The organism is Blastococcus sp. TML/C7B, from assembly GCF_016612845.1.
Classification (GTDB): Bacteria; Actinomycetota; Actinomycetes; order Mycobacteriales; family Geodermatophilaceae; genus Blastococcus.
The window spans coordinates 2069152-2094385 of the sequence record NZ_JAEOAA010000001.1; the positions used below are offsets into that span (position 1 = coordinate 2069152).

The 25234-nt window shown below is 75.3% G+C and carries 24 protein-coding genes and 2 pseudogenes; 18 read left to right on the forward strand and 8 right to left on the reverse strand.

Translation table 11 applies throughout. The features are described from left to right. Positions 1-104 precede the first annotated feature (104 nt). From pyrH to JKP76_RS10105, 3 genes and pseudogenes are all read left to right on the forward strand, one after another. Entirely contained in the window at positions 105-854 is a 750-nt protein-coding gene (gene pyrH, locus JKP76_RS10095) for a UMP kinase (RefSeq protein WP_200491373.1), read from the forward strand. A gap of 70 nt (positions 855-924) precedes the next feature. Next, positions 925-1483: pseudogene (gene frr / locus JKP76_RS10100) on the forward strand (ribosome recycling factor). A gap of 21 nt (positions 1484-1504) precedes the next feature. After that, entirely contained in the window at positions 1505-2623 is a 1119-nt protein-coding gene (locus JKP76_RS10105; protein WP_200490721.1) for a phosphatidate cytidylyltransferase, read from the forward strand. Positions 2624-2627: 4 nt separating this feature from the next. On the opposite strand, the gene JKP76_RS10110 is transcribed toward JKP76_RS10105, so the two are convergent. Next, complete coding sequence (locus JKP76_RS10110; RefSeq protein ID WP_200490722.1) at positions 2628-3740, reverse strand: DUF952 domain-containing protein; 1113 nt, start codon at positions 3738-3740, stop codon at positions 2628-2630. 17 nt (positions 3741-3757) lie between these two features. On the opposite strand from JKP76_RS10110, the gene JKP76_RS10115 reads away from it, so the two are divergent. Further along, a complete protein-coding gene (locus JKP76_RS10115; RefSeq protein WP_200490723.1) occupies positions 3758-4399 on the forward strand; it encodes an RNA methyltransferase in 642 nt (213 codons plus the stop codon). Positions 4400-4435: 36 nt separating this feature from the next. Here JKP76_RS10115 and JKP76_RS10120 read toward each other — a convergent pair whose 3' ends face one another. Next, complete coding sequence (locus JKP76_RS10120; protein ID WP_200490724.1) at positions 4436-5203, reverse strand: polyphosphate kinase 2 family protein; 768 nt, start codon at positions 5201-5203, stop codon at positions 4436-4438. A 91-nt stretch (positions 5204-5294) separates the two neighbouring features. Here JKP76_RS10120 and rlmN point away from each other — a divergent pair, with 91 nt between their 5' ends. The 3 genes and pseudogenes from rlmN to JKP76_RS22335 all read left to right on the forward strand — a co-directional run bounded on the left by rlmN (position 5295) and on the right by JKP76_RS22335 (position 7196). After that, positions 5295-6479: a 23S rRNA (adenine(2503)-C(2))-methyltransferase RlmN gene (rlmN, locus tag JKP76_RS10125; protein WP_200490725.1), complete on the forward strand. Its 1185-nt coding sequence runs from the start codon at positions 5295-5297 to the stop codon at positions 6477-6479. Between the two features lie 89 nt (positions 6480-6568). After that, positions 6569-6814: pseudogene (locus JKP76_RS22330) on the forward strand (VIT1/CCC1 transporter family protein); the annotation flags it as partial. A 73-nt stretch (positions 6815-6887) separates the two neighbouring features. After that, positions 6888-7196: a VIT1/CCC1 transporter family protein gene (locus JKP76_RS22335; RefSeq protein WP_242473515.1), complete on the forward strand. Its 309-nt coding sequence runs from the start codon at positions 6888-6890 to the stop codon at positions 7194-7196. Between the two features lie 64 nt (positions 7197-7260). Here the strand turns inward: JKP76_RS22335 and JKP76_RS10135 are convergent, their stop codons facing one another. The 3 genes from JKP76_RS10135 to JKP76_RS10145 form a co-directional block, all read right to left on the reverse strand. Next, positions 7261-7587, reverse strand: a complete 327-nt coding sequence (locus JKP76_RS10135) for a DUF2631 domain-containing protein (protein WP_200490726.1) — start codon at positions 7585-7587, stop codon at positions 7261-7263. A gap of 112 nt (positions 7588-7699) precedes the next feature. Continuing rightward, positions 7700-8674, reverse strand: a complete 975-nt coding sequence (locus JKP76_RS10140; RefSeq protein ID WP_200490727.1) for an LCP family protein — start codon at positions 8672-8674, stop codon at positions 7700-7702. A 2-nt stretch (positions 8675-8676) separates the two neighbouring features. Beyond that, positions 8677-9570: a hypothetical protein gene (locus JKP76_RS10145; protein ID WP_200490728.1), complete on the reverse strand. Its 894-nt coding sequence runs from the start codon at positions 9568-9570 to the stop codon at positions 8677-8679. Between the two features lie 162 nt (positions 9571-9732). Here JKP76_RS10145 and dxr point away from each other — a divergent pair, with 162 nt between their 5' ends. After that, on the forward strand, positions 9733-12285 hold the full coding sequence (gene dxr / locus JKP76_RS20800) for a 1-deoxy-D-xylulose-5-phosphate reductoisomerase (protein ID WP_242471252.1): 2553 nt from the start codon (positions 9733-9735) through the stop codon (positions 12283-12285). Here dxr and JKP76_RS10160 read toward each other — a convergent pair. Then, complete coding sequence (locus JKP76_RS10160; protein ID WP_242471253.1) at positions 12201-13181, reverse strand: EamA family transporter; 981 nt, start codon at positions 13179-13181, stop codon at positions 12201-12203. The two genes, dxr and JKP76_RS10160, sit on opposite strands and share 85 nt — an antisense overlap. Before the next feature lie 36 nt (positions 13182-13217). On the opposite strand from JKP76_RS10160, the gene JKP76_RS10165 reads away from it, so the two are divergent. From JKP76_RS10165 to JKP76_RS10185, 5 genes are all read left to right on the forward strand, one after another. Next, positions 13218-14150, forward strand: a complete 933-nt coding sequence (locus JKP76_RS10165) for a LysR family transcriptional regulator (RefSeq protein ID WP_200490729.1) — start codon at positions 13218-13220, stop codon at positions 14148-14150. Between the two features lie 64 nt (positions 14151-14214). Next, positions 14215-15375 (forward strand): flavodoxin-dependent (E)-4-hydroxy-3-methylbut-2-enyl-diphosphate synthase, encoded by a 1161-nt coding sequence (gene ispG, locus JKP76_RS10170; RefSeq protein WP_200490730.1) that lies wholly within the window; start codon positions 14215-14217, stop codon positions 15373-15375. 21 nt (positions 15376-15396) lie between these two features. After that, positions 15397-16266 carry a DUF4081 domain-containing GNAT family N-acetyltransferase gene (locus JKP76_RS10175; protein ID WP_200490731.1) on the forward strand — a complete coding sequence of 290 codons (870 nt, stop codon included), beginning with the start codon at positions 15397-15399 and terminating at the stop codon, positions 16264-16266. Positions 16267-16364: 98 nt separating this feature from the next. Beyond that, on the forward strand, positions 16365-16844 hold the full coding sequence (locus JKP76_RS10180; protein WP_200490732.1) for a GyrI-like domain-containing protein: 480 nt from the start codon (positions 16365-16367) through the stop codon (positions 16842-16844). Between the two features lie 70 nt (positions 16845-16914). Continuing rightward, complete coding sequence (locus JKP76_RS10185; RefSeq protein ID WP_200490733.1) at positions 16915-18810, forward strand: penicillin-binding transpeptidase domain-containing protein; 1896 nt, start codon at positions 16915-16917, stop codon at positions 18808-18810. Between the two features lie 3 nt (positions 18811-18813). Here JKP76_RS10185 and JKP76_RS10190 read toward each other — a convergent pair whose 3' ends face one another. Together JKP76_RS10190 and JKP76_RS10195 are read right to left on the reverse strand one after the other, a co-directional pair. Next, positions 18814-19278, reverse strand: coding sequence for a ferritin-like domain-containing protein (locus JKP76_RS10190; protein WP_200490734.1), 465 nt, complete (start codon positions 19276-19278; stop codon positions 18814-18816). Further along, positions 19271-19777, reverse strand: a complete 507-nt coding sequence (locus tag JKP76_RS10195; RefSeq protein WP_242471254.1) for a hypothetical protein — start codon at positions 19775-19777, stop codon at positions 19271-19273. The genes JKP76_RS10190 and JKP76_RS10195 overlap by 8 nt, the downstream gene beginning before the upstream one ends. Before the next feature lie 248 nt (positions 19778-20025). Here JKP76_RS10195 and rimP point away from each other — a divergent pair, with 248 nt between their 5' ends. The 5 genes from rimP (at position 20026) to infB (ending at position 25221) form a co-directional block, all read left to right on the forward strand. Then, positions 20026-20709, forward strand: a complete 684-nt coding sequence (rimP, locus tag JKP76_RS10200; protein WP_200490735.1) for a ribosome maturation factor RimP — start codon at positions 20026-20028, stop codon at positions 20707-20709. Next, positions 20706-21824 carry a transcription termination factor NusA gene (gene nusA / locus JKP76_RS10205; protein WP_200490736.1) on the forward strand — a complete coding sequence of 373 codons (1119 nt, stop codon included), beginning with the start codon at positions 20706-20708 and terminating at the stop codon, positions 21822-21824. The genes rimP and nusA overlap by 4 nt, the downstream gene beginning before the upstream one ends. A 41-nt stretch (positions 21825-21865) precedes the next feature. After that, the gene (locus tag JKP76_RS23410) at positions 21866-22138 is read left to right on the forward strand and encodes a YlxR family protein (RefSeq protein ID WP_200491376.1); all 273 of its coding nucleotides are present in this window, start codon (positions 21866-21868) and stop codon (positions 22136-22138) included. Positions 22139-22372: 234 nt separating this feature from the next. Then, positions 22373-23065 carry a hypothetical protein gene (locus JKP76_RS20815; protein ID WP_309232968.1) on the forward strand — a complete coding sequence of 231 codons (693 nt, stop codon included), beginning with the start codon at positions 22373-22375 and terminating at the stop codon, positions 23063-23065. Between the two features lie 320 nt (positions 23066-23385). Further along, positions 23386-25221 (forward strand): translation initiation factor IF-2, encoded by a 1836-nt coding sequence (gene infB / locus JKP76_RS20825; RefSeq protein WP_242471255.1) that lies wholly within the window; start codon positions 23386-23388, stop codon positions 25219-25221. Positions 25222-25234: the final 13 nt, after the last annotated feature.

Below are 25234 nucleotides of genomic sequence, written 5' to 3' on the forward strand. Positions count from 1 at the left end.
TCGGCCCCGCTCCTCTCCGGGAGCGGGGCCGAACGTCTGTGCGGCAGGATCAACCCCACTGACGTCGAACGAGGGATGACGCGTTGACCGAGACGACCGCACCGCTGTCCGCGCCCACCGCGTTCCAGCCCGCCGACGGCACCGGCTACCAGCGCGTGCTGCTCAAGCTCTCCGGCGAGGCGTTCGGGGGCGGCAAGGTCGGGATCGACTCCGGCATCGTGCACAGCATCGCCGAGCAGCTGGCCGAGGTCGTCCACAAGGGCACGCAGGTCGCCGTCGTCGTCGGTGGCGGCAACTTCTTCCGCGGCGCGGAGCTCGCCCAGGCCGGCATGGACCGCCGGCACGCCGACTACATGGGCATGCTCGGCACGGTCATGAACGCGCTCGCCCTGCAGGCGTTCTGCGAGCAGGTGGGCCTGGAGACCCGCGTGCAGACGGCGATCACCATGGGCCAGGTCGCCGAGCCCTACATCCCGCGCAAGGCGGTGCGGCATCTGGAGAAGGGCCGGCTGGTCATCTTCGGCGCCGGCGCGGGCATGCCGTACTTCTCCACCGACACCGTCGCCGCCCAGCGCGCCATGGAGATCGGCTGCCAGGTGCTGCTGATGGCCAAGAACGGTGTCGACGGCGTGTACGACGACGACCCCCGGATCAACCCGGCGGCCACCATGTACGAGGACCTGGACTACGCCACGGTGCTGGCCGACGAGCTCAAGGTCGCCGACGCCACGGCGATCAGCCTGGCGATGGAGAACCGGATGCCCATCGTGGTGTTCAACCTGCTCCGCGACGGCAACATCGCCCGGGCGACCGCAGGTGAGAGGATCGGCACGCTGATCAGCCAGCCGGCCTGACCCCGGCGCACGATCTGCACAGACGAGGACGACGACGGCCGCGGTCCGGCCGTCGCAGGAGGGACAACCCGTGATCGACGACACCCTGCTCGATGCCGAGGAGCGGATGGACAAGGCCCTGTCGGTCGCCCGGGAGGACCTCGGCTCGGTCCGCACCGGCCGCGCCACGCCGTCCATGTTCAGCAAGATCATGGTGGACTACTACGGCGCTTACACCCCGGTGCCGCAGATGGCCTCGATCACTGTGCCCGAGGCGCGGATGGCGGTCATCAAGCCCTACGACATGAGCCAGCTGACCGCGATCGAGCGGGCCATCCGGGACAGCGACCTCGGCGTCAACCCCACCAACGACGGCCAGATCCTGCGCGTGGTCTTCCCGCAGCTGACCGAGGAGCGCCGCCGCGACCTGGTGAAGCAGGCGCGCGCCAAGGGTGAGGACGCGAAGGTGGCGATCCGCAACATCCGCCGCCGCGCGAAGGACGAGCTCGACCGCATCGCCAAGGACGGCGAGGCCGGTGAGGACGACGTCCGGCCGCGCGGAGAAGGAGCTGGACAACCTCACCGAGCAGCACGTCGCGCACGTCGACGAGGCGATGAAGAACAAGGAGACCGAGCTGCTCGAGGTCTGACCTCCGATCGGCCGACCGCCCATGACACCCCCCTCCGCCGACCGCCCGGGCGCGCTGCGCCCGGGGGCCACGCCGTTCCCGCCGGCGGGCGCCCGCCCCGCCTCCGGGAGGTCCGACGGCGACACCGGTCCGGTCTCCCGGTCGCGGTCGGTCCCGCCGCTGCCGCCGCTGGCCTCCCGGCCCGTGGAGCCCGTCCCCGAGGCGACCGTCGAGGTCCCCGCGGTCGAGGTCCCCGCGACGGCTGCCGACGGCACCCCCGTCGCGGAGCCGCCCGCGGATGCGGAACCGCCGGTGGACGAGCTGCCCGAGACGGAGAAGCCGGTGACCGGCCACGGCCGCGCCGGGCGCGACCTCGGTGCCGCGATCGGCGTCGGTCTCGGGCTGGCCGGCCTGGTGCTGGGCTCACTGCTGATCTGGCGGCCGGCCTTCGTGGGCCTGGTCATCGCGGCGATGCTCGTGGGTGTCGTCGAGCTGACCCGGGCGATGCGCGCGGGCGAGTTCCGCGCGCCGCTGGTGCCGCTGCTCGTCGGCGTGCCGGCCATGCTGGTCCTCGCCTGGACCCGCGGGACGACCGGCCTGGTCACCGGCTTCTTCGTCACCGTGCTCGCGGTGCTGTTCTGGCGGCTCGCCGACGGCCCGGCGGGCTACCTGCGGGACGCCTCGGCCGGCGTCCTGGTGGCCCTCTACGTGCCGCTGCTGGCCGGTTTCGCCGTCCTGCTCGCCGTTCCCGACGACGGCGTGGCCCGGGTGCTCGCCTTCATCGCCACCGTGGTCTGCAGCGACGTCGGCGGCTACGCGGCCGGGGTGCTCTTCGGCAAGCACCCGATGGCGCCCTCGATCAGCCCGAAGAAGTCGTGGGAGGGCCTGGCCGGCTCGGTGCTGGCCTGCGTGGCCATCGGCGTCTGCCTGTTCACCTTCACCTTCCACGAGCCGTGGTGGGGTGGCGTGCTCTTCGGCGTGGCGCTGGCGCTCACCGCCACGATCGGCGACCTCGGCGAGTCGCTGATCAAGCGCGACCTCGGCATCAAGGACATGGGCAACCTGCTGCCCGGGCACGGCGGGATCATGGACCGGCTGGACTCGCTGCTGCCCTCGGCGGCCGTCGCCTATTTGCTGCTCTCGGCGCTCGCCCCCGTCTGACGCCTCAGGCGCTGCGGCTGACCGACCAGGTGCGGCCCAGCTCGGCGAAGCCACGGCGGGCGTACCACCTCCTCGGCCAGTCGTCGGCGGTCGCCTCGAGCACCACCAGGTCGCAACCGGCGGCGCCGGCCAGCTCCAGGGCCCGGGCGAGCAGCGCGTCGGCGTGCCCCCGGCCGCGCGCCTCCGGGTCGGTCATGACCGACTCCAGCGCGGCGGTCGCGCCGTCCACCCGCAGCTGGGCCGCGGCGACGACCCGGCCGTCCTCGTGCACGGCCAGGTCGGTCACCGCGAGGACCGGGTCGTTGAGCAGCTCACGCCGGAGCAGCTGCTCGACGACGGCGTCCAGCCGGTCGACCGTGCCGGCCAGGTCACGGCGCCAGGACCGGTCCCGGAGGTCGCGGAGCTCCTCCGTCGTCACCACCGTCACCCGGTCGGTCGCCGCCCGCGGCGGGTCGGCGGGGGAGCGGCCCATGAGCACCAGGTCCTCGACGGCCCAGCCGCGGCGGCCCAGCTGGAGCGCCACCGGCTCCGCCCCCGGCCAGGCGAGGTAGGCCGCCCGGTGCGGCCAGCCGGCGTTGCCGCCCACGTCCTCGGCGGCGGCCTCCACCTCCGCGGCGTCGACCGGCGAGGTGAGCACCAGCCTGTTGTTGTCGTAGGAGGCGACCACGTCCGGATCGAGGACGGCGACGCCCCCGGGTACGTCGCCCACGCCGACGGCGCGGCGCACCGGCAGCGAGGTGTAGTGGGCCAGGGCGCGCCCCAGCGCGTCGTCGGGGGAGGGGAGAACCGGCGGCACCGGCGGCCGGTACGGGACGACGGCGACGACCGCGCGGGTCGGCAGCGGCCCGTGCAGGTGCGGGAAGAGCATGCCCGCGGGGTCCTCGGGGCGGCCGGGTTCGAACCGCACCGGGTCGGTCAGCCGCGCCGGGTCGACCACGAGGAGCACCAGGTCGCGGCGGCCCGGGAAGAGCGCCCGCGCCGGCAGGTGCACCTGCTCCGGCGTCGACAGGTGGACGAAGCCGACCGAGGCGAGCGACGGCGGGCGCACCGCGCCGTCGGTCAGCGCGGCCCGCCATGCGGCCGGCTCGATGAGGTGCAGGAGGACGTCGGCAGCCACCCTGCGATCCTCCCTGGGTGCCCGACGACGAGCTGCCCGGCCCCACCGACTGGGGGACGACGGTCGGCGTCGGCCCGTGGGAGGGCCCGTGGCCGCAGGACCCGCGCTACGACGCGGAGCTGCTGGCCGCCGGCGACCGGCGCAACGTCGTCGACCGGTACCGCTACTGGACGGTCGAGGCGATCGTCGCCGACCTGGACCGTCGCCGGCACGGGTTCTCGGTGGCGATCGAGAACTTCGGCCACGACGCGAACATCGGCACGGTGGTGCGGACCGCCAACGCGTTCCTCGCCGAGGAGGTGCACGTCGTGGGCCGGCGCCGGTGGAACCGGCGGGGCGCGATGGTCACCGACCGGTACCAGCACCTGCGGCACCACACCGACGTCGGCGAGCTGCTCGCCTTCGCCGCGGCGCGGCAGCTGACGGTGGTCGCCGTCGACAACCACCCGGGCGCGGTGCCCCTGGAGACCGCGGTGCTGCCCGAGCGCTGCCTGCTGCTGTTCGGGCAGGAGGGCCCCGGGCTCACCGAGGAGGCGCGGGCCGGCGCCGACCTGACCGTCTCGATCGCCCAGTTCGGCTCGACCCGCTCGATCAACGTCGGGGTCGCCGCCGGCATCGCGATGCACGCCTGGGTGCGCCAGCACGCGCGGATCGGCTGACCCGAGCCGCTCGCGCGGCCGGGCCGGGCGCCGGGCTCATCGCCGTGGCGGCAGCCCGGTGTCGATGCCGCGGGCGGCGAGCGCGTCCTCGACCGCCGCGCACACGGTGCGGACGACGTCGACACGGGCCCAGCGCTTGTCCTCCCCGGCGACCACGTGCCACGGCGCGGCCGGCGTGTCGGTGCGCTCGAGCATCTCCTCGACGGCGGCCTCGTACTCGGCCCGCTTCCCGCGGTTCCGCCAGTCCTCGTCGGTCAGCTTCCACGCCTTGTGCGGATCGGCCTGCCGCGACTCGAAGCGGCGCAGCTGCTCCTCGGGCGAGACGTGCATCCAGAACTTGACCAGCACGGTGCCCTCGGCGGCGAGCGTGGTCTCCAGGTCGACGATCTCCCCGTAGGCGCGGCGCCACGCCTCCTCGGACGCGAGGCCCTCCACCCGCTCCACCAGCACGCGGCCGTACCAGGTGCGGTCCAGCACGGCCATCCCGCCCCAGCCGGGCAGCGCCGGCCAGAACCGCCAGAGGAAGTGGTGCCGCTTCTCGTGGGAGCTCGGTGCGGAGAACTGCGCGACCCGCGCGTGCCGGGGATCAAGCGGCTCGACCAGCCGCTTGATCGCCCCGCCCTTGCCCGAGGCGTCCCAGCCCTCGAACAGCACCAGCAGCGGCGGCCCGAGCTCGCCGGAGCCGAGCTGGCCGCCCAGCAGCAGCCGCAGGTGGGTCAGCCGGTGCTGCGCCGCCGCCAGCTGCGCCTTGGCCTCCTCCTTGCCGAGGGAGGCGGTCAGGTCGACGTCCGCGAGCCGGCTCATGCCCGCAACCCTGCCAGGTGCCGACCCGACGGGGGTGAGTTCGGTCTCCGCACGGTCTGCACGCGAGGTGGAGTGGGACCATGGACCGGTTATGACTGCCCTGCCCCTCGTCTTCGACGCCCCGCGCCGCGGCAAGCCGCCGCGCCACCTCGCCGACCTCACCCGCGACGAGGCCCGGGCCGCCGTCGCCGAGCTCGGGCAGCCGGCGTTCCGCGCCGACCAGCTGGCCCGGCACTTCTACCGCGGCGTCACCGACCCGGAGCAGATGACCGACCTGCCCGCCGCGGTGCGCGAGTCGCTGACCGAGGCGCTGCTGCCGGGGCTGCTGACCGTCGTCCGGCACCAGACCGCCGACGACGGGCGCACCCGCAAGACCCTGTGGCGGCTGCACGACGGCGCGCTCGTGGAGAGCGTGCTCATGCGCTACCCGGGCCGGGCCACCGTCTGCATCTCCAGCCAGGCCGGCTGCGGCATGGCCTGCCCGTTCTGCGCCACCGGACAGCAGGGCCTCACCCGCAACCTGTCGGCCGCCGAGATCATCGGCCAGGCGGTGGCGGCGGCCGCCGCGATGGCGAACGGCGAGCTCGCCGGCGGCCCGGGCCGGCTGTCCAACGTGGTGTTCATGGGCATGGGCGAGCCGCTCGCCAACTACCCCCGCGTCCGCAAGACCCTCGACGCGCTGCTCACCCCCGCACCGCACGGGCTGGGCCTGGCGCAGCGCTCGGTCACCGTCTCCACCGTCGGCCTGGTGCCGGCGATCCGGCGGCTCACCGACGAGGGGCTCAACGTCACCCTCGCGGTCAGCCTGCACGCCCCGGACGACGAGCTGCGCGACGGCCTCGTGCCGATCAACACCCGGTGGAAGGTCGGCGAGGTGGTGGAGGCCGCCGACGCCTACGCGCGGAAGACCGGCCGCCGCTACTCGGTGGAGTACGCGCTCATCCGCGACGTCAACGACCAGCCCTTCCGCGCCGACCTGCTCGGGAAGCTGCTGGCCGGCCGGCTCGCGCACGTCAACCTGATCCCGCTCAACCCGACCCCGGGCAGCAAGTGGGACGCCAGCCCGCTGCCCGCCCAGCGGGAGTTCGTCGCCCGGCTGCGCGCCGCGGGGGTGCCGACGACGGTGCGCGACACCCGCGGCCAGGACATCGACGGCGCCTGCGGCCAGCTCGCCGCCGCCGACCAGGTGGACGGCGTCCCCAGCGTCGCGCTGCCCACCCCTTCGGCGGAGCCGGTCGAGCCGCCCGTGGAGCTCGGCGCCGAGGGCGACGAGTGACCACCGACGCGGCCCCGGACGCCGAGGCGCACGAGCACTCGCACTCCGACGTCTCCGGCGGCTGGCTGCGCGCCGCGGTCTTCGGCGCCATGGACGGGCTGGTCACCAACACCGCGCTCGTCGCCGGCGTCGGCGGCGGGGGCGCGGCCCCCCGGGCGGTCGTCCTGGCCGGCGTGGCCAGCCTCGTCGCCGGCGCGATCTCGATGGCGCTCGGCGAGTACACCTCGGTGAAGACGCAGAACGAGCAGCTCGACCTCGAGGTCGAGAAGGAGCGGCGGGAGCTCGAGCGCAACCCCGACGGGGAGCTGCGCGAGCTGGTCGAGATGCTGCGCGTGCGGGGCGTCGACCAGGACCTCGCCTCCGAGGTCGCCGTCCAGCTCTCCCGCGACCCGGAGACGGCGCTGCAGGCTGCACGTCGTCGCCGAGCTCGGGCTCAGCCCGGGCGACAAGCCGTCGCCGACGACCGCGGCGGTCTCCTCGTTCGTCACCTTCGGCGTCGGCGCGCTGATCCCGCTGCTGCCGTACCTGTTCGGTGCCGCGGTGCTGTGGCCGGCCCTGCTCTGCGGTGGCCTCGGGCTGGTGGTGGCCGGGGCGCTCTCCTCGACCTTCACCCCGCGGCCGTGGTGGTACGCCGGCGCCCGGCAGCTGCTTTTCGGCGCGGCCGCCGCCGGGATCACCTACCTGATCGGCTCGGCGATCGGCGTCGCGGTCGCCTGACCGGACGCGACGAGGGCCGGCTCCCCGTGCGGGAACCGGCCCTCGCGTGCGTTCGGGCTGCGGGTCAGCGGCTGCGCCAGGCGTTCTTCCTGCGGAAGATGTCCCAGACCAGGATCACGATGAGCAGGAGCGCGGTGCCCAGCACCCACAGGTCCTCGACGCGGCCCTCGTGGTTGCCGACGAGGTAGCTCAGGGTCACGAGCACGGCGATCCAGGCGCCGATCCGGCCCTTGCGGCCGGTCTGCCCGTGCCAGCCCCAGTCGGCCGGCTCCTCGTGCTCGACGGGGTGCGCACCCGCGCGGACCACGCCCTCTTCACGACCGGGCTGGTTGACCCGCTCGGTGGCCGGGTCGTCGATCGCGATCCGGTCCCGGTGCGTCTGCTCGCTCACGTGCTCTCCTCGCGACGCTGCTGTGTCCGTGATCAGCGCGCAGGTCGCTGACCCGCTCATGATGCCAGGCGGTGTCCGCGGTGACCGGCCAGGGCGGTCGCGCGTGGCGCGTTCAGCCGCCGCAGCTCAGCCCCGCCGCGGCGACGGCGGCCGCGGTGGCGGGCGTGGGCAGGCGCAGGAGGGCGCCCTCGACCGGCGGGCCGGCGGGCAGCACCTCGGCCGTGCCGAGCTCGGTGCCGGCGAAGGACGCGAGGTCGGCCAGCGAGGTGCCCGGGTCCCGGGACACCGCGCCCGAGGCGGCCCAGGCGACCCGCTGCAGCCGCCACGGACGGGTGCGGGCCTCGGCCGCGCGGTCCGCGAACGCCCGCAGCACCCCGGCCGCCGTCGCCGCGCGCGCGTCGGGGTCGACGGGGGAGGGGGCCCAGCCGCCGCCGTCCGCCGGCGTCTCCGGGTGGCGGGAGCGGACGAGGGCCAGCGCCGTCGCACCGTCGAGCTCCTGCGCCCCGCCCCGGGGGAGCAGGAGGCCGGCCTGCGGATCGCGGACGGGGCCGGGCAGGTCCACCTCCACCCCGCCGACGGCGTCCACCAGGTCGGTGAACCCGGCGAGGTCGACGGTGACCAGGTGGTCGGTGGGGATGCCGAGCCCGCACAGGGCGGCGACGGTGGCCCCGGGCCCGCGGAGCCAGGTGAGCGCTAGCCGCCCGCTCTGCCCCCCGCCGGTGACCAGCAGGTCGCGGGGGACCGACAGCACCCGGGTGCCGGCGTCGGAGCGGTGCACCACGAGCACGACGTCGGCCCGGCTGCCGGGCACCTCCTCGGTCGTCCCGAAGGCGGCGGCGTCCGCGCCGCGGGGCAGGGCCGCGCGGGAGTCGAGCCCGAGCAGCACCCACGTGCTGCCGTCCCGGTCGTCGGCGGTGAGGTCGACCTCGACCGCACCCATCCGGGCGGAGAGGACGGCGACGTCGACGCCGGCGGCGAGGAGCACCAGCAGCAGGACGGCGGCCGTCGCCCGCAGCCACCGCCGGGACGACGACCGACGCCGGCCAGGGCGGGCCTGGCCGGCGTCGGGATCGTGCGGAGCGGTCATGCTCAGGCCTGCACGCCCCCGGTGGAGCGGCGACGGGCGGCGAGGACCAGGCCTCCACCGGCGGCGAGGGCACCCAGGCCCAGGCCCAGCGGCAGCGCGACGCTGGCACCGGTGGAGGCCAGGCGGGCCGAGCCGCCGGCCGGGGTGGCGGTGACGGCGAAGGCCTCCTGGAAGTAGGTGCCCTTGTCGCCCTCGTAGACCAGCGTGTGGTCACCGACCGGCGTGCCCGCCGGGACGGTGAACTCGACGCGGACGGTGCCCGAGGCGTCGGCGGTGAACGTGCCCACGCGCTGCGGGGTCGAGTTCAGGGTGACGGTGACGACCTCGAAGGGCTTGAAGCCGGTGAGGATCTTCACGACCTTCTGGCCCAGCGGGGCGGCGTCGCCGGTGGCGGCGCCGGTGTCGGGGCTGGCGACGCCGGCCGTGACGGCCGCCGCGCCGCGCGGGGTGCCGGGCGCGGAGGGCGTGGCCGAGGGCGCGGGGGCCGGAGCCGGCGCCGGGGTCGAGGACGGCGCGGCGACGGTGATCGTGAAGTTGCCGTACTCGAAGCCGTCGGTGTACCAGTCGCAGACGGCGGAGAACTCGTAGGACCCGGCCTCGGTCGGCGCGGTCGCGGTGAGGGTCCAGTCGCCGTTCTCGTCGGCCAGCTCGGCGTCGGCCGACTGCGCCCCGACCGCCAGGAAGACGACGCCCGCGGCGTCGTAGTCGGCGTCCTCGGAGATGCAGTCACCGCCGGAGACGGTGTACGTCGCGCCCGGCGCGACGGTCGACTGGCTGACGGTCACGGCCGGGGACGGGGCCGCCGACGCGGCGGGGGCGAACGCCACGCCGAGGGCGGCGGTGCCGAGGACGAGACCGGCGGCGCTGACCGCGCGACGGGGGGAGAGCTGCGACATGGAGGAGCCTTCCTGGCATCTGCGGCCCCGTAGGTGGACCGTCGACCAGGACATCGGCACGCCGACGTTCCGCTTGAGCCCTGGTCACCTTTCCGGGGCAGGTGGTGCCGGAGGGGCGGGTGAGGTCGGGGTGCCGGGGCGGGGCTTGGCAGGATCAGCGCCATGAGCCAGCCGCGCGAGGTCACCGTCCTCGGGTCCACCGGTTCGATCGGCCGGCAGGCGATCGCGGTGGCCCGCCAGAACCCCGACCGCATCCGCATCACCGGGCTGGCCGCGGGCGGCGGCGACGTCGCGACGCTGGCCGAGCAGGCGCTCGCGCTGGGCGTGCGCACCGTGGCGGTGGCGCGGGCGACCGCCGCCCAGGACCTGCAGCTGGCGTTCTACGCCGCGGCGTCGAAGAAGGGCTGGTCGAAGGGCGAGTACTCCCTCCCGGAGATCCTCGCCGGCCCGCGCGCCGCCGAGGAGCTCGCGGCGCGCCCGGCCGACGTCGTCCTCAACGGCATCGCGGGCTCCATCGGCCTGGGTCCGACGCTGTCCGCCCTGCGCGCCGGGCGCACCGTGGCGCTGGCGAACAAGGAGTCGCTGATCGCCGGGGGGGACCTGGTCCTCGCCGCCGCCGCGCCCGGCCAGCTCGTCCCGGTCGACTCCGAGCACTCGGCGCTGGCGCAGTGCCTGCGGGCCGGCACGCGCGGCGAGCTCGCCCGGCTGGTGCTCACCGCCAGCGGCGGGCCGTTCCGCGGCCGGTCGGCCGCCGAGCTGGAGGGCGTCACCGTCGAGCAGGCGCTGGCCCACCCCACCTGGGACATGGGGCCGGTCGTCACCATCAACTCGGCGACGCTGGTCAACAAGGGCCTGGAGCTGATCGAGGCGCACCTGCTCTTCGGCGTCCCCTACGCCGACATCGACGTCGTGGTGCACCCGCAGTCGATCGTGCACTCGATGGTCACCTTCGCCGACGGCGCGACGATCGCCCAGGCCAGCCCGCCGGACATGCGGCTGCCGATCGCCCTCGGCCTCGCCTGGCCCGACCGGCTGCCCGACGTGCAGCCGGCGCTGGACTGGACGGCGGCCAGCACCTGGGAGTTCTTCCCGCTCGACGAGCAGGCGTTCCCCGCCGTGCGGCTGGCCCGCTCGGTCGGCGAGGCCGGTGGCGTGGCCCCGGCGATCTACAACGCGGCCAACGAGGAGGCGGTCGCCGCATTCACGGCGGGTCGGCTCTCGTTCCCAGGGATCGTCCAGCTCGTCGCGCGTACCCTCGACGAGGCGCCGGACCTCGGCGTCCCCACGCGCGTCGAGGACGTCCTGGCCGCGGAGAAGAGTGGGCCCGGGAGCACGCCCGGGGCATCATCGCCGGAGGCTGAGCTGAGCGGGTTCCTCCTGACGGTCCTCGGGATCGTCGCCTTCGCGCTGGGCCTGCTGTTCAGCATCGGCTTCCACGAGTTCGGCCACTTCTACTGGGCGCGGAAGTTCGGCATGCGCGTGCCGCAGTTCTTCGTCGGCTTCGGCCCGACGGTGTTCTCCCGCCGCTACGGGGAGACCGAGTTCGGCATCAAGGGCATCCCGCTCGGCGGCTACATCCGCATCGTCGGCATGATCCCCCCCGCTGAGGAGGGCGAGGGCACGCGCGCCACCCGGATGCGCAGCTTCATCGCCGAGGTCCGCGGCCAGGCGCTGGACGACGTGCTGCCCACCGACGGCGACCGGGTCTTCTACAAGAAGCCCTGGTGGCAGCGGGTCATCGTGATGTTCGCCGGCCCGTTCCACAACCTGGTGCTGGCGGTGCTGTTCTTCACCATCGTGCTCACCGCCTTCGGCATCCCCGGGGCGACCACCACGGTCAGCGCGGTGCCCGAGTGCGTGCTGCCGGCCGACGCGGCCGTCCGCACCTGCTCCGACGACGCCACCCCCTCCCCGGCGGCCGCTGCCGGCATCCGCGCCGGGGACACCGTCGTCGCGATCGACGGCCGGCCGGTGTCCTCGGTCGCCGACACCGGTCAGGACGACGAGGTGACCGGCTGGGGTCAGGTCCAGGACGCCATCCGGGAGAGCATCGACACCCCCGTCGTCCTCACCGTGGAGCGCGAGGTCGACGGCGCGACGACGCGGGTCGACCTCACCGTCACCCCGATCGCCAACACCGTCTACGTCGACGACGACGGGGACGGCGAGGCCGACGGCACCCGGACCGTGGGCTACGTCGGCATCCAGGCCGCGCAGGACTACGTGCGGCAGCCGGTCACCGCCGTCCCGGGCTTCGTCGGCGACTACGCCCAGCGCGCCGTCGACCGGCTGGTCGAGATCCCGCAGCGGGTGCCGGCGCTGTTCCGGGCCACCTTCCTCGGCGAGGAGCGCGACCCGCTCGGGCCGATCGGCGTGGTCGGGGTCGGCCGCATCTCGGGCGAGGTGTTCTCCCTCGACCGGTTCACCACCCTGGAGAAGGCCAGCCTGTTCTTCCAGCTGCTGGCGGGGATGAACCTCGTGCTGTTCCTGTTCAACCTGCTGCCGATCTACCCGCTGGACGGCGGGCACGTGGCCGGGGCGCTGTACGAGAAGGCGCGCGCGACCGTCGCCCGGCTGCGCGGCCGGCCCGACCCCGGGCCCTTCGACATCGCCCGGCTGATGCCGGTCGCCTACGTGGTCGCCGGGGTCTTCCTGGCGCTGTCCGCGCTGCTGTTCCTCGCCGACGTCATCAACCCGATCACCCTCGCGGGCTGAGCCGGCCGGGAGCCGATCAGCACGCCGGCGACCACGAGCACGCCGGCGGCCAGTTCGACGCGGTCGAGCACCTCCCCGAACGCGAGCCAGGAGGCGAGGACGCCGACCACGGGCACGAGCATCGAGAACGGCGCCACCACGTTCGACGGGTGCCGGGACAGCAGCGAGTTCCACAGCCCGTACCCGACGAGCGTGGCGACGACGACCACGTAGAGCAGTCCCAGGACCGCCGGCAGCGCCTCGGCGGTGGCGACACTCGTCAGCGACCGGCCGATCCGCGCGGGCCCCTCGACCACGAGTGCCAGCGCCAGCATCGGCAGCGGCGGCACGACCGCGGACCACAGCGTGAGGTGCAGCCCGTTGGGCGCCTTCGCCTGCCGGCTGCAGACGTTGCCGATCGCCCAGCCCAGCGCCCCGCACAGGGTGAGGACGACGGGCAGCCACGCGGCGGTCTGCGACCGGTGCAGCGCGATGACGGCCAGCCCGGCGACGGCCAGGGCGACGCCGCCGAGCTGCCGGGCGGAGAGCTTCTCGTGCAGCCAGACGCCGGCGAGCAGCACGGTGAACGGCGCCGAGGCCTGGAGGACGAGCGAGGCCAGGCCGCTGGGCATCCCGGCGGCCATGCCGAGGTAGAGGAAGGCGAACTGCAGGAGCCCGATGCCCAGGCCGACGCCGACCAGCCAGCGCAGCGGCACCGGCGGGCGGGGCACGAGCAGCAGGGCGGGCAGGGCGACCAGGGTGAACCGCAGCGCGACCATGAACAGCGGCGGGAAGTGCTCGAGGGCGAGCGCCGTGGCGGGGAAGTTGACGCCCCAGCAGACGGCGACGAGGCAGGCGAGGAGGCGGTCGCGGGGAGGCACGGCGACGAGCTTCCGGCCCATCAGGGTGAAGGGCAAGCGCGTTCTCGTGCACCGACCTTGTAGCGTTGCTTCATGGTCGACAGCGGGTTGTGGGAGCGGGTGGACGTCGCGCACCTCGCCGTCCTCCGGGAGCTGGCCGAGCACGGGTCCGTGACCGCGGCGGCCCGGGCCACCCGGCTCTCGCCGTCGGCGGTCTCCCAGCAGCTCAAGGTGCTGCAGCGCCGGCTCGGCGTCGTCCTGGTCGAGCGGGCCGGGCGCGGGGTGCGGTTGACCGACGCCGGCCGGGCGCTCGCCGGGATCGCGGCGAGCGTCTCCACCGCCCTGGCCACCGCGGAGGCCGACTGGCAGCGCTACCGCGGCGGGGTCGGTGGCACGGTGCGGCTGGCGACCTTCCACTCGGCCGGGGAGCTCCTGGTCCCCGGTCTGCTCGACCGGATGGCGGCGCATCCCGACGTCGTCCTGGAGACCGTCGACGAGGACGTCCTGCAGGACGACTTCGCGGGCCTGACCGCCGACTACGACGTCGTCGTCGCGCACCGCTCGGACGACGTCGTCCCCCCGCGGCGCGACGGCCTGGAGGTCCGCCTGCTGCTCCGCGAGCCGCTGGACGTCGCGCTGCCGCTGGACCACCCGCTCGCCGGGCGCGACCGGGTGAGCCCGGGCGACGTCATCGACGAGGACTGGATCGTGCCGCCGCCGGAGTTCCCGATCGACCGCGTGCTGACCGCGCTGGCGGCGCAGGCCCGCCGCCCGGTGCGCGTCGTGCGCCGCACGACCCACCTGCCGCTCATCGAGAAGCTGGTCGCCGGGGGGCACGGCATCGCGCTGCTGCCCCGGCACACCACCCAGGAGCGGGCGGAGGGGCGGCTGGCGCTGGTGCCCCTGGCGGACCTGCGCGCGGGCCGGGTCGTCGAAGCCCTGTCCCGCCCCGACCGGGCCGCCCGCCGCTCGGTGCAGGTCGTCCTGGACGCGCTGGCAGCCGAGGCCGCCGCGGTCGCCGGCTGACCCGACGGCGCACGTCACAGCCGTGCGGCGGGCATCCGCGGCGGCGCGGGGGATACTGGCGGGCATGGCGATCCCCGTCGGCCTCGGCATGCCGGCTGCACCCCCGCCCGTCCTCGCTCCGCGGCGGAAGACCCGCCAGCTCGACGTGGGCGGCGTCGGCGTCGGCAGCGACTTCCCGGTCAGCGTCCAGTCGATGTGCACCACCAAGACCGCGGACATCAACGCGACGCTGCAGCAGATCGCCGAACTGACCGCCTCGGGCTGCCAGATCGTGCGCGTGGCGGTGCCCGACACCGACGACGCCGAGGCGCTCGCGACGATCGCCAAGAAGTCGCAGATCCCGGTGATCGCCGACATCCACTTCCAGCCGCGCTACGTGTTCGCCGCGATCGACGCCGGCTGCGCCGCGGTCCGGGTGAACCCGGGCAACATCAAGAAGTTCGACGACAAGGTCGGCGAGATCGCCCGCGCGGCCAAGGACGCCGGCATCCCGATCCGCATCGGCGTCAACGCCGGCTCCCTCGACAAGCGGCTGCTGGCCAAGTACGGCAAGGCGACCCCGGAGGCGCTGGTCGAGTCCGCGCTGTGGGAGTGCTCGCTGTTCGAGGAGCACGACTTCCGCGACATCAAGATCTCGGTCAAGCACAACGACCCGGTCGTCATGGTCCGCGCCTACGAGCTGCTCGCGGCGCAGTGCGACTACCCGCTGCACCTCGGCGTCACCGAGGCCGGCCCGGCGTTCCAGGGCACGATCAAGTCCGCCGTCGCCTTCGGTGCGCTGCTGTCCCAGGGCATCGGTGACACCATCCGCGTCTCCCTGTCGGCCCCGCCGGCCGAGGAGGTCAAGGTCGGCAACCAGATCCTGGAGTCGCTGAACCTCAAGCAGCGCGGCCTGGAGATCGTCAGCTGCCCCTCGTGCGGGCGCGCGCAGGTCGACGTCTACAAGCTGGCCGACGAGGTGACCGCCGGGCTGGAGGGCATGGAGGTCCCGCTGCGCGTCGCGGTCATGGGCTGCGTCGTCAACGGCCCCGGCGAGGCGCGCGAGGCCGACCTCGGCGTCGCCTCCGGCAACGGCAAGGGGCAGATCTTCGTCAAGGGCGAGGTCGTCAAGACCGTGCCCGAGTCGATGATCGTGGAGACGCTGATCGAGGAGGCCATGCGGATCGCCGGCGAGGTCACCGACGCGGGTGCGCCGTCCGGCCCGCCGGTCGTCTCCGTCAGCTGACCGGCGCTCCTCCCGCCCCTCGTGCTCCGTTCGCCCGGGTCCCCCACCACCCCGACGGCCCGCGTCCTCGACGAGGGTGACGAGGCCGCGGTCCACCGGCTGCTCGCCGGTGACCCCGTGGCCGCCTGCGTCCTGGCCGGCCGGGTCGAGCTGACCGGCACCGCCCCGGCGGCCGTGGGCGCGCCGCTGTGGGGCGTGGGCTCCGGCCGGGCGCTCGAGGCGGTCTGCCTGGCCGGGGCGAACCTCATCCCGTTCGCCGTCCCGGGCGCGGAGCGCGCCGCCGCGGCGGCGTTCGCCGACCGCGCCCTCCGGGCCGGGCGCCGGTGCAGCACGATCGTCGGCCCGACGGCCTCGGTGGCCCCGCTGTGGGAGGTGCTGGCGCCGGCCTGGGGCCCGGCCCGCGACCTGCGCCCCCGCCAGCCGCTCATGGCGATCGAGGGCCCGCCGGCCGTCGTCCCCGAACCCCGGGTGCGGCCGGTGCGCCCCGAGGAGCTCGACACGCTGCTGCCGGCCGCGGTCGCGATGTTCACCGAGGAGATCGGCGTCAGCCCGCTGCGCCTGGACGGCGGGGCCGGGTACCGGGCGCGGCTGGCCGAGCTGGTCCGGGCCGGGCGCGCGCTGGCCTGGATCGAGGACGGGCGCGTGGTGTTCAAGGCCGAGATCGGCGCCGTCAGCCGCGCGGCCTGCCAGGTGCAGGGCGTCTGGGTGGCGCCCGAGCACCGCGGCCGGGGCATCGGTGCCGCCGGCACCGCCGCGGTGGTCGAGCACGCCCGCGCGCACGTCGCCCCGGTGGTCAGCCTCTACGTCAACGACTACAACGCGGCGGCGCGCGCCGCCTACCTCCGGGTCGGCTTCCGGGAGGTCGGGCAGTTCTCCAGCGTGCTCTTCTGACGCCGGGCGGGCAGGGGTGCCGTCGACGGGTCCGGGGGTCCACGATGGGGAGGCCTCGCGCCGAGGCCGTCGACGCGGGCAGTCCCCGGGGAGCCGGCATGACCACAGGGCTGATCGAGCTGTCCGACCACCCGCCGCAGACGGTGGCCGTGGTGTACGGGCACGTGGAGAACTCCGAGTACGACGACTTCCTCGCCGCCGCGTTCGGCGAGGTCCGGCGGATGCTGGCCGACCAGCGGCTGCCCGCCGCCGGGCCGCCGTTCGCCCGGTACCGGTCCACCCGGATCGGGCTGGACGTGACCGCCGGCATCCCGGTGGACGCCGACTTCCGCCCGTCGGGCCGGGTGACCACCGAGCAGCTGCCCGGCGGGCTCCGCGTGGCCGCCCCGCACGTGGGCGACCACGACACCGTCGGGTTCACCTACGAGACGCTGGAGGTGTGGATGGCGGGCAACAACTACGTCCCGGCCGGCGACCCGTGGGAGTCCTTCCCGGACGGCGCGGCGGGGCCGACGCTGGTCACCATGCCCTGCCGGCGGAGCACCGCGATACCGCGGCAGCAGCACGTCCGGCCCTGACGCCTGACCCCTGACCTGCGCTCCGCGGGTCCACCGCGCCGCGGAGGGGTCGTCTGGGAGGCTGGCCGCCGTGCGCACCTCGCGGCGACCCGCCCTCCTGCTGACCGCGGTCATCGTCGCCGCACCCCTGCTGTCGGCCTGCTCCGACAGCTCCGAGGAGGACGTGCGGGCGGCCGCGCAGGCGTTCCTCGACGCCTGGGCCGGCGGCGACGCCGACGCCGCCGCGGGGGCGACGACCGATCCCGGCGCGGCCGCCGCGCTGCTGGAGCAGACCGCCACCGACCTGCCGGGCGCGGAGCTGTCCGCCGAGCTCGGCGCGGTCACCGTCGAGGACGGCACCGCCACCGCGGACTGGACCGCCACCTGGGACCTCGCCGCCGCACCCGACTGGAGCTACGACGCGACCCTGCGGCTCGAGGAGGGCGACGACGGCTGGGCCGTCGTCGCGGGGCCCACCGTGGTGCACCCCGGTCTCGACGAGGGCCAGCACCTGGTGCTCGCGCGCAGCCTGCCCGAGCGGGCGCCGGTCACCGACGCGACGGGCGCGCCGCTGTTCACCCCCACCGAGGTGGTCAACGTGGGCGTCGACCCCGGCCAGGTCACCGACCTCCCGGCCCTGGCCGCCGCGCTGTCGGCGGCCACCGGCGTCGCCGCGGACGAGATCGCCGCCGACGTGCAGGCCGCGCCGGCGGGCCAGTTCGTCCCGGTCATCACGCTGCGCCGGCCGGACTTCGAGGCCATCCGGGCCCAGGTCTTCGACCTCCCCGGCGCGGTCTTCCCGACCGCCACCCGCCTGCTGGCACCCACCCCGCGGTTCGCCGAGGCGCTGCTCGGCCGGGTCGGGGCGGCCACCGCCGAGATCCTCGAGGAGACCGCCGAGGACGGCGAGCCCCGGTACGCCGCCGGCGACCAGCTGGGCACCTCCGGGCTGCAGCGCGCCTTCCAGGACCAGCTGGCCGGCACCCCGGGCTTCACCGTCCGCGTCGTCGCCCTCGACGAGAGCATCGGCGACGAGGGCCGCGAGGTCGGCGCCGTCGCGCCGGTGCCCGGCGAGCCGGTGCGGACCCCGCTGGTGCCCGCCGTCCAGAACGCCGCCGACGCCGCGGTGGCGGCCGAGACCCGGCCCACCCACCTCGTCGTCGTCCGCCCGGGCACGGGCGAGATCCTCGCCGTCTCCTCCAACGAGGTGGCCGACGCCGGGAACGCGCTGGCCGGCCGGTTCCCGCCCGGGTCGAGCATGAAGACGATCACCGCGACCGCGCTGCTGACCGCCGGGGCGGTCGCGCCCGACACCGTCGTCCCGTGCCCCGGGACGACGGTGGTCGAGGGCCGCGAGTTCGAGAACCAGGACCAGTTCGACCTCGGCACCGTGCCGTTCACCGAGGCCTTCGCCGAGTCGTGCAACACCACCTTCATCCAGCAGGCGATGCAGCTGCCCGACAGCGCGCTGGCCGACGCCGCGGCCGCCTACGGGGTGGGCACCGACTGGCAGCTGCCGGTCGACGTCTTCTCCGGCAGCGTCCCGGGCGACAGCACCGGCACGACGAAGGCCGCGAACGCGATCGGGCAGGGGCAGGTGCTCGTGAGCCCGGCGCAGATGGCCCTCGTGGCCGCCGGCATCGCCGGGGGCACCCCGGTCGCGCCGGTCGAGGTCGTCGGCGCCGAGCCGGCCGGGGCGACGCCGACCGGCCCGGGCCCGCAGGTGCTCGACGCGCTGCGGCCGATGATGCGGCAGGTGGTGCTCACCGGCACCGCCGCGGCGCTGGCCGACCGCGGCGAGGTCTTCGGCAAGACCGGGACGGCCGAGTACGGCAACGCCACGCCGCCGGACTCGCACGGCTGGTTCGTCGGCTACCGCACCGACGGCGCCGCGGGGCCGATCGCCTTCGCCGTCCTCGTCGAGGGCGGGCAGTCCAGCGGCGCCGCCGTCGCCGTCACCGACGCCTTCCTCGGCGCGCTGGGCTGAGCGTCACAACCCGGGCAGCGCGCGGGTGACCGGGGTCTGCCCGGCAGCCGACCGCCAGCTCACCGCCCGCACCTCGGCGGCGCTGAGCGCCTCCAGGGCCAGCTCGCGGGTGGCCGGCTCGGCGGCCTGGTCCAGCACGCGCACCCAGGCGGCGGCCACGCCGTCCTCCAGGACGACGGCCAGCGCCGCGGCGTCCACCCCGGACAGCACCGGGAACGGCAGCGCGTAGCCACCCTCCGCGGGGGTGGGCTCCACCGACCGCCCGGCGAGCAGCGCGACCACCCGGTCGCGGACGTCGCGGTGCGCCGCTTCCGCGGCGCCCGCGCCACCGCGGGAGGCGGGCTCCAGGGCGGCCCCGACCACCCCGTAGCCCCAGATGGCGGCGTGCTCCGCGCCGAGGGCGAGCCCCAGCGCGGTGTTCTCCGCGGCGAGCTCGCCCGAGCCCTCGCCGGCACCGTCGTCAGCCATGCGCGGCTCCCGTCATGCGAGTGGTCCGTCCTGGCCGCGGAGGCCCGCGGCGATCGAGCCGAGCAGCGCCGCCCGGGCGCCGGACTGGGTGACGCACGCGGCCGCGTGGGGAGGTGGCGGCCGCTGCCACCTGCGCCCGCAGCCAGGGGCGGGCCTCCTCGGCGGACGCGGGAGCACCGGGGGAGACCGAGCTCGGCGAGGCGCCCGGCGCGGCGGCGCGCAGCCGCTCCAGCTGCTCGCCGGCCTGCGCCGCCAGCTCGGCCACCTCGCCGGCGAGCGCCGGGTCCGCGGCGCCGGCCGCCGTGTACGCCGCGACGAGCGTCTCCTGCACCCCGACCTGGTCGAACAGCTGGTCGGCCTGCGCGCCGGTCACGAGCTCGCGGTCGTCCGGCGGGGCGGAGGTGCAGCCCGCGGCGACGAGCGCCAGTCCGGCGGCCGAGGCCGCCAGCAGCGTCCGCCGCGAGAAGCCCCGCGGGCCGGGGGAGGGGATCGACGACATCGGGTCCATCCTCGCAGCCGCGGGCGACCGGGGTCGGCACGGCGGCGGCCGGGCGCGTTCCGCGTCGACGCCGGGGGCAGGCGGGTCCCGCCCGCCCCTCGCACCCCACGGGTGCCCGGTCCGCGCACGCCGCGCCGGGCGGTAACCTGACCTCTTCCCCTCGGAGCACCCTCCCCGGCCGTGCCGGGGGGACGGGCCCGGGGACGCGCCCCGCACCCCGCGGCCGCCCGAGCCAGGAGGAGATGACCGTGTCCGCTGCTCGTGGCACCGCCCGCACCGACCCCGCCGCCGCCCGCCTCGCCGGGTGGATCGAGCCGGTCGTGCTGGGCGCCGGCTACGACCTCGAGGAGCTGGTGGTCACCCCCGCCGGCCGCCGCAGCGTCGTCCGGGTCGTGGTGGACCGGGACGCCGGCGTGACCCTCGACGACATCGCCGAGGTCAGCCGCGCGGTCTCGGAGGTCCTCGACAGCGAGGACGACGGCATGGGCCGCACGCCCTACGTGCTGGAGGTCACCAGCCCCGGCGTCGACCGGCCGCTCACCGAGCAGCGGCACTGGCGGCGCAACACCGGCCGCCTGGTCACCGTGGTAGTGGGGCCGGCCGGCAGGACCGAGCAGGTCACCGGCCGCGTGCTCGCGGTGGAGGACGGCGGGGTGACCCTGGCGGTCGAGGCGCAGGGCAAGCCGGGCGCGAAGAAGCGCCCGCCGACCCCGCGGCAGGTGCCGTGGGCGGAGCTCGGCGCCGGCCGCGTGCAGGTGGAGTTCGGCCGCGCCCCCGCGGAGGACGACCTCGCCGGGGACGACGCGGACGACGAGCTCGACGAGGACGACCTGCTCGACGACGAGCAGACCGACGACGACATGGACGACCCGGAGCTCGACGACGACGTCGCGCCGGGGAACGCGCCGCAGGCGCGAGGAGGAGCACAGTGAAGATCGACGTCACCGCGCTCAAGGCGGTCGAGCGGGAGAAGGACATCCCCGCCGACACGGTGATCCAGGCGATCGAGACCGCCCTGGTGACCGCCTACCGGCACGCCGACGGCGCCGCCAAGCACGTGCGCGTGCACGTGGACCGCAAGACCGGCGAGGTCGCCGTGCTGGCCCAGGAGCTGGGGGCCGACGGCGAGGTCGTCCGCGAGTGGGACGACACCCCGACCGACTTCGGCCGGATCGCGGCCAGCACCGCCAAGCAGGTCATCGTGCAGCGGCTGCGCGACGCCGAGCACGAGCAGACCTTCGGCGAGTACGCCGGCAAGGAGGGCGACATCGTCAGCGGCATCGTGCAGGCGCACGACCGCCGCAACGTGCAGGGCACCGTGCTGATCGACATCGGCAAGGTGGAGGCGGTGCTGCCGCCCACCGAGCAGGTGCCCGGCGAGGACTACGCCCACGGCAGCCGGCTCAAGGCCTACGTCGTCTCGGTCGCCCGGACCTTCCGCGGCCCGCAGGTCACCGTCTCGCGCACCCACCCGCACCTGGTGCGCAAGCTGTTCGCCCTCGAGGTGCCCGAGGTGGCCGACGGCAGCGTCGAGATCGTCGCGGTCGCGCGCGAGGCCGGCGCCCGCTCGAAGATCGCCGTCCGCACCGCGGTGCCCGGGCTCAACGCCAAGGGCGCCTGCATCGGACCGATGGGCCAGCGCGTGCGCAACGTCATGAGCGAGCTGCACGGCGAGAAGATCGACATCGTGGACTGGTCGGACGACCCGGCCGCCTTCGTCGCCCAGGCGCTGAGCCCGGCGCGGGTCACCGAGTCCCGGGTCGTGGACGCCCAGGCCAAGGCCGTGCGCGTCGTCGTCCCCGACTACCAGCTGTCGCTGGCCATCGGCAAGGAGGGGCAGAACGCCCGCCTGGCCGCCCGGCTCACCGGCTGCCGGATCGACATCCGCAGCGACGCCCAGGCCGAGGACGCCGCGGCCGAGCCGTCGCCGGGCGTGGGGCGCGCGCCGCTGCGCTCGGGTGCGCCGCAGCCCCCGACGGGGGGCCGGCCGGCCGCTCACCGGCCGCCGCCCCGACGCGTGGAACATCGCGGGCCCACGACGCGCTAGAGTGCAGGGTGGCCGAAACGTCGATCCCGGTGCGCACCTGTGTGGGCTGCCGGCGCCGCGCTCCGGTCACCGATCTGCTGCGTGTCGTCGTCGAGTCCGGGACCCTGGTCCCGGATCCGCGGCGGCGGCTCCCCGGGAGGGGGGCCTCGGTGCACCCCACCCCGGGGTGCCTGGTCGCGGCGGAGCGACGCCGGGCCTTCCACCGGGCACTGCGCCTCCCCGGAGGCAGTCAGGTGGAGGCCGGTCCGCTCCGGGACCACGTCCTCGGCTCCTCCCCGGAGGCCGCCGCGGACCGGACCGGGACGGGCGGGTGAGCGCGCGATCCGCGCCCACCGATCGGAGAAGTTCCAGTCGGACCGGCACCAGGCCGGTCCGCACGTCGACAGGACGCAAGTCGGATGACTCAGCCGTGAAGTTCTCACGATGACCATGCGCCACTAACGACGAGGTCGAGCGGGCAAGCCGCCGGCCTCACCAAGAGGAGACCCGTGCCAGGCAAAGCCCGCGTACACGAACTCGCCAAGGAGTTCGGTGTCGACAGCAAGACCGTGCTCGCCACGCTCAAGGAGCAGGGCGAGTTCGTGAAGTCCGCCTCGTCGACCGTCGAGGCCCCCGTGGCCCGCCGGCTCCGCGAGGCCCTCGGTGCCGCCACCGGCGTCACCCCGGCCGCGCCGAGCGCCCCCGCCGCGCCCGCCGCCCGTCCGGGGCCCGCGGCGGCCCGTCCGTCCGCACCGACCCCCGGCCCGCGCCCGGCGGCTCCCGCCCCGGCTCCGCAGGCCCCCGCTGCCGCTGCGCCGGTGCAGCAGCCCCCGGCGGCTCCGGCCCCCGGCCCGCGTCCGGCCGCTCCTGCTCCGCAGGCTCCCGCGGCCTCGGCGCCGCAGGCCCCCAGGCCCCCGCGGCCCGTCCGGCCGCGCCGCGTCCGGCCACCCCCGGCGGTTCGCCCGCCGGTGGCGGTCCGCGTCCCGCCCCGCGGCCGGCGCCGCGCCCGGGCAACAACCCCTTCAGCTCGCCCCGTCCCGCCGCGCCTCCGGCCGCGGCGGCCGGCCCCGTGCCGGGTGCCGGCGCCGGTCCCCGTCCGGGCCCGGCCGCGCCGGGTGCCCGGCCCGCTCCGGGCGGTCCCCGTCCGGCGGCCGGTCCGGGCGGTCCCCGTCCCGGTCCCGGCGGCCCGCGTCCCGCGCCCGGCGCCGGCGGTCCCCGCCCGGCTCCCGGTGCCGGCGGTCCGCGCCCGAACCCGGGCATGATGCCGCAGCGCCCGAGCCCGGGCATGATGCCCGGCCGCCCGGCCGGTGCCGGTCGTCCCGGCCCCGGCGGTCGCGCCGGTGGTCCCGGTGGTGGCGGTCGTCCCGGTGGTCCCGGTGGCGGCGGTGGCTTCCGTCCCGGTGGCGGCGGTGCGCCCGGTGGCGCTCCGGCCGGTGGTGGCTTCCGCGGTGGCGGTGGCCCCCGTGGCCGCGGCCGTGGTGGCTCGGGTGCTGGTACCGCCGGTGCCTTCGGCCGTCCGGGCGGGCGCGGTCCCGTCCGCGGTCGCAAGAGCAAGAAGCAGCGGCGTCAGGAGTTCGACTCCATGGCGGCGCCCAGCATGGGCGGCGTCAGCCTGCCCCGCGGCAACGGGCAGACCGTCCGGCTGCCCCGTGGCGCCTCGCTGACCGACCTGGCCGAGCGCATCAACGCCGAGCCGGCCGCGCTGGTCACCGCCCTGTTCCACCTGGGCGAGATGATCACCGCGACGCAGTCGGTGAACGACGAGACGCTGCAGCTGCTCGGTGCCGAGATCGGCTGGGTCATCCAGGTCGTCAGCCCCGAGGACGAGGACCGCGAGCTCCTCGAGACCTTCGACCTCACCTTCGGCGACGAAGAGGGCGACGAGGGCGACTGGGAGTCCCGCCCGCCGGTGGTCACCGTCATGGGTCACGTCGACCACGGAAAGACCAAGCTGCTCGACGCCTTGCGGCACAGCAACGTGGTCTCGAAGGAGGCCGGTGGCATCACGCAGCACATCGGCGCCTACCAGATCGTCACCGAGCTGGAGCACAACGAGCGTCCGATCACCTTCATCGACACCCCGGGTCACGAGTCGTTCACCGCGATGCGTGCCCGTGGCGCGAAGGTCACCGACATCGTCGTGCTGGTGGTCGCGGCCGACGATGGCGTCATGCCGCAGACGGTCGAGGCGCTCAACCACGCCCAGGCCGCCGAGGTGCCGATCGTCGTGGCGGTGAACAAGATCGACAAGGAGGGGGCCAACCCCGCCAAGATCCGCCAGCAGCTCACCGAGTACGGCCTCGTGGCCGAGGAGTACGGCGGCGACACGATGTTCGTCGACGTGTCGGCGACGACCCGTCAGGGTCTCGACGAGCTCCTCACGGCGATCCTGCTGACCGCCGACGCCTCGCTGGACCTGCGCGCGAACACCGAGCAGGACCCGCAGGGTGTCGTCATCGAGGGCAAGCTGGACAAGGGCCGCGGCCCCGTCGCCACGGTGCTCGTCCAGCGCGGCACGCTGCGCCAGGGCGACTCGATCGTGGCCGGCGACGCGTACGGCCGCGTGCGGTCGCTGCTCGACGAGCACGGCAACAAGCTCAAGGAAGCCCTGCCGTCGCGGCCGGTCCAGGTCGTCGGCCTGACGTCGGTGCCCCGCGCCGGCGACACCTTCCTGGTCGTCGAGGAGGACCGGGTGGCCCGGCAGATCGCCGACCGCCGCCAGGCCCGCATCCGCAACGCGCAGAACGCCTCCATGCGCAAGCGGATCAGCCTCGAGGACCTCGACGCCGCGCTCAAGGAGAACCGCCAGCTCAACCTGATCATCAAGGGCGACAACTCGGGCACCGTCGAGGCGCTCGAAGAGGCGCTCATGAAGATCGAGGTCGACGACGAGATCTCGCTCCGGGTCATCCACCGCGGCGTCGGTGGCATCACCAAGAGCGACATCGACCTGGCGCTGGCCGACGACGTCATCGTCCTGGGCTTCAACGTCCGGGCCGAGGGCCAGGCGACCGAGCTGGCCAACCGCGAGGGCGTGGACGTCCGGTACTACACGGTCATCTACCAGGCCATCGACGAGATCGAGGCCGCCCTCAAGGGCATGCTCAAGCCCGAGTACGAGGAGGTCCAGCTCGGGACCGCGGAGGTCCGCGAGGTCTTCCGCGTCCCCAAGATCGGCAACGTCGCCGGTTCGCTGGTCCGCACCGGGACGATCGTCCGCAACTCGAAGGCCCGTCTGCTCCGCGACGGTGCCGTGATCGCCGACAACCTGACGGTGGAGTCCCTCCGCCGGTTCAAAGACGACGCGACCGAGGTCCGCGAGGGCTACGAGTGCGGTATCGGTCTGGGATCGTTCAACGACATCAAGGTCGACGACGTGATCCAGACCTTCGAGATGCGTGAGATCCCGCGCGTCTGATCCGAGCAGCAGC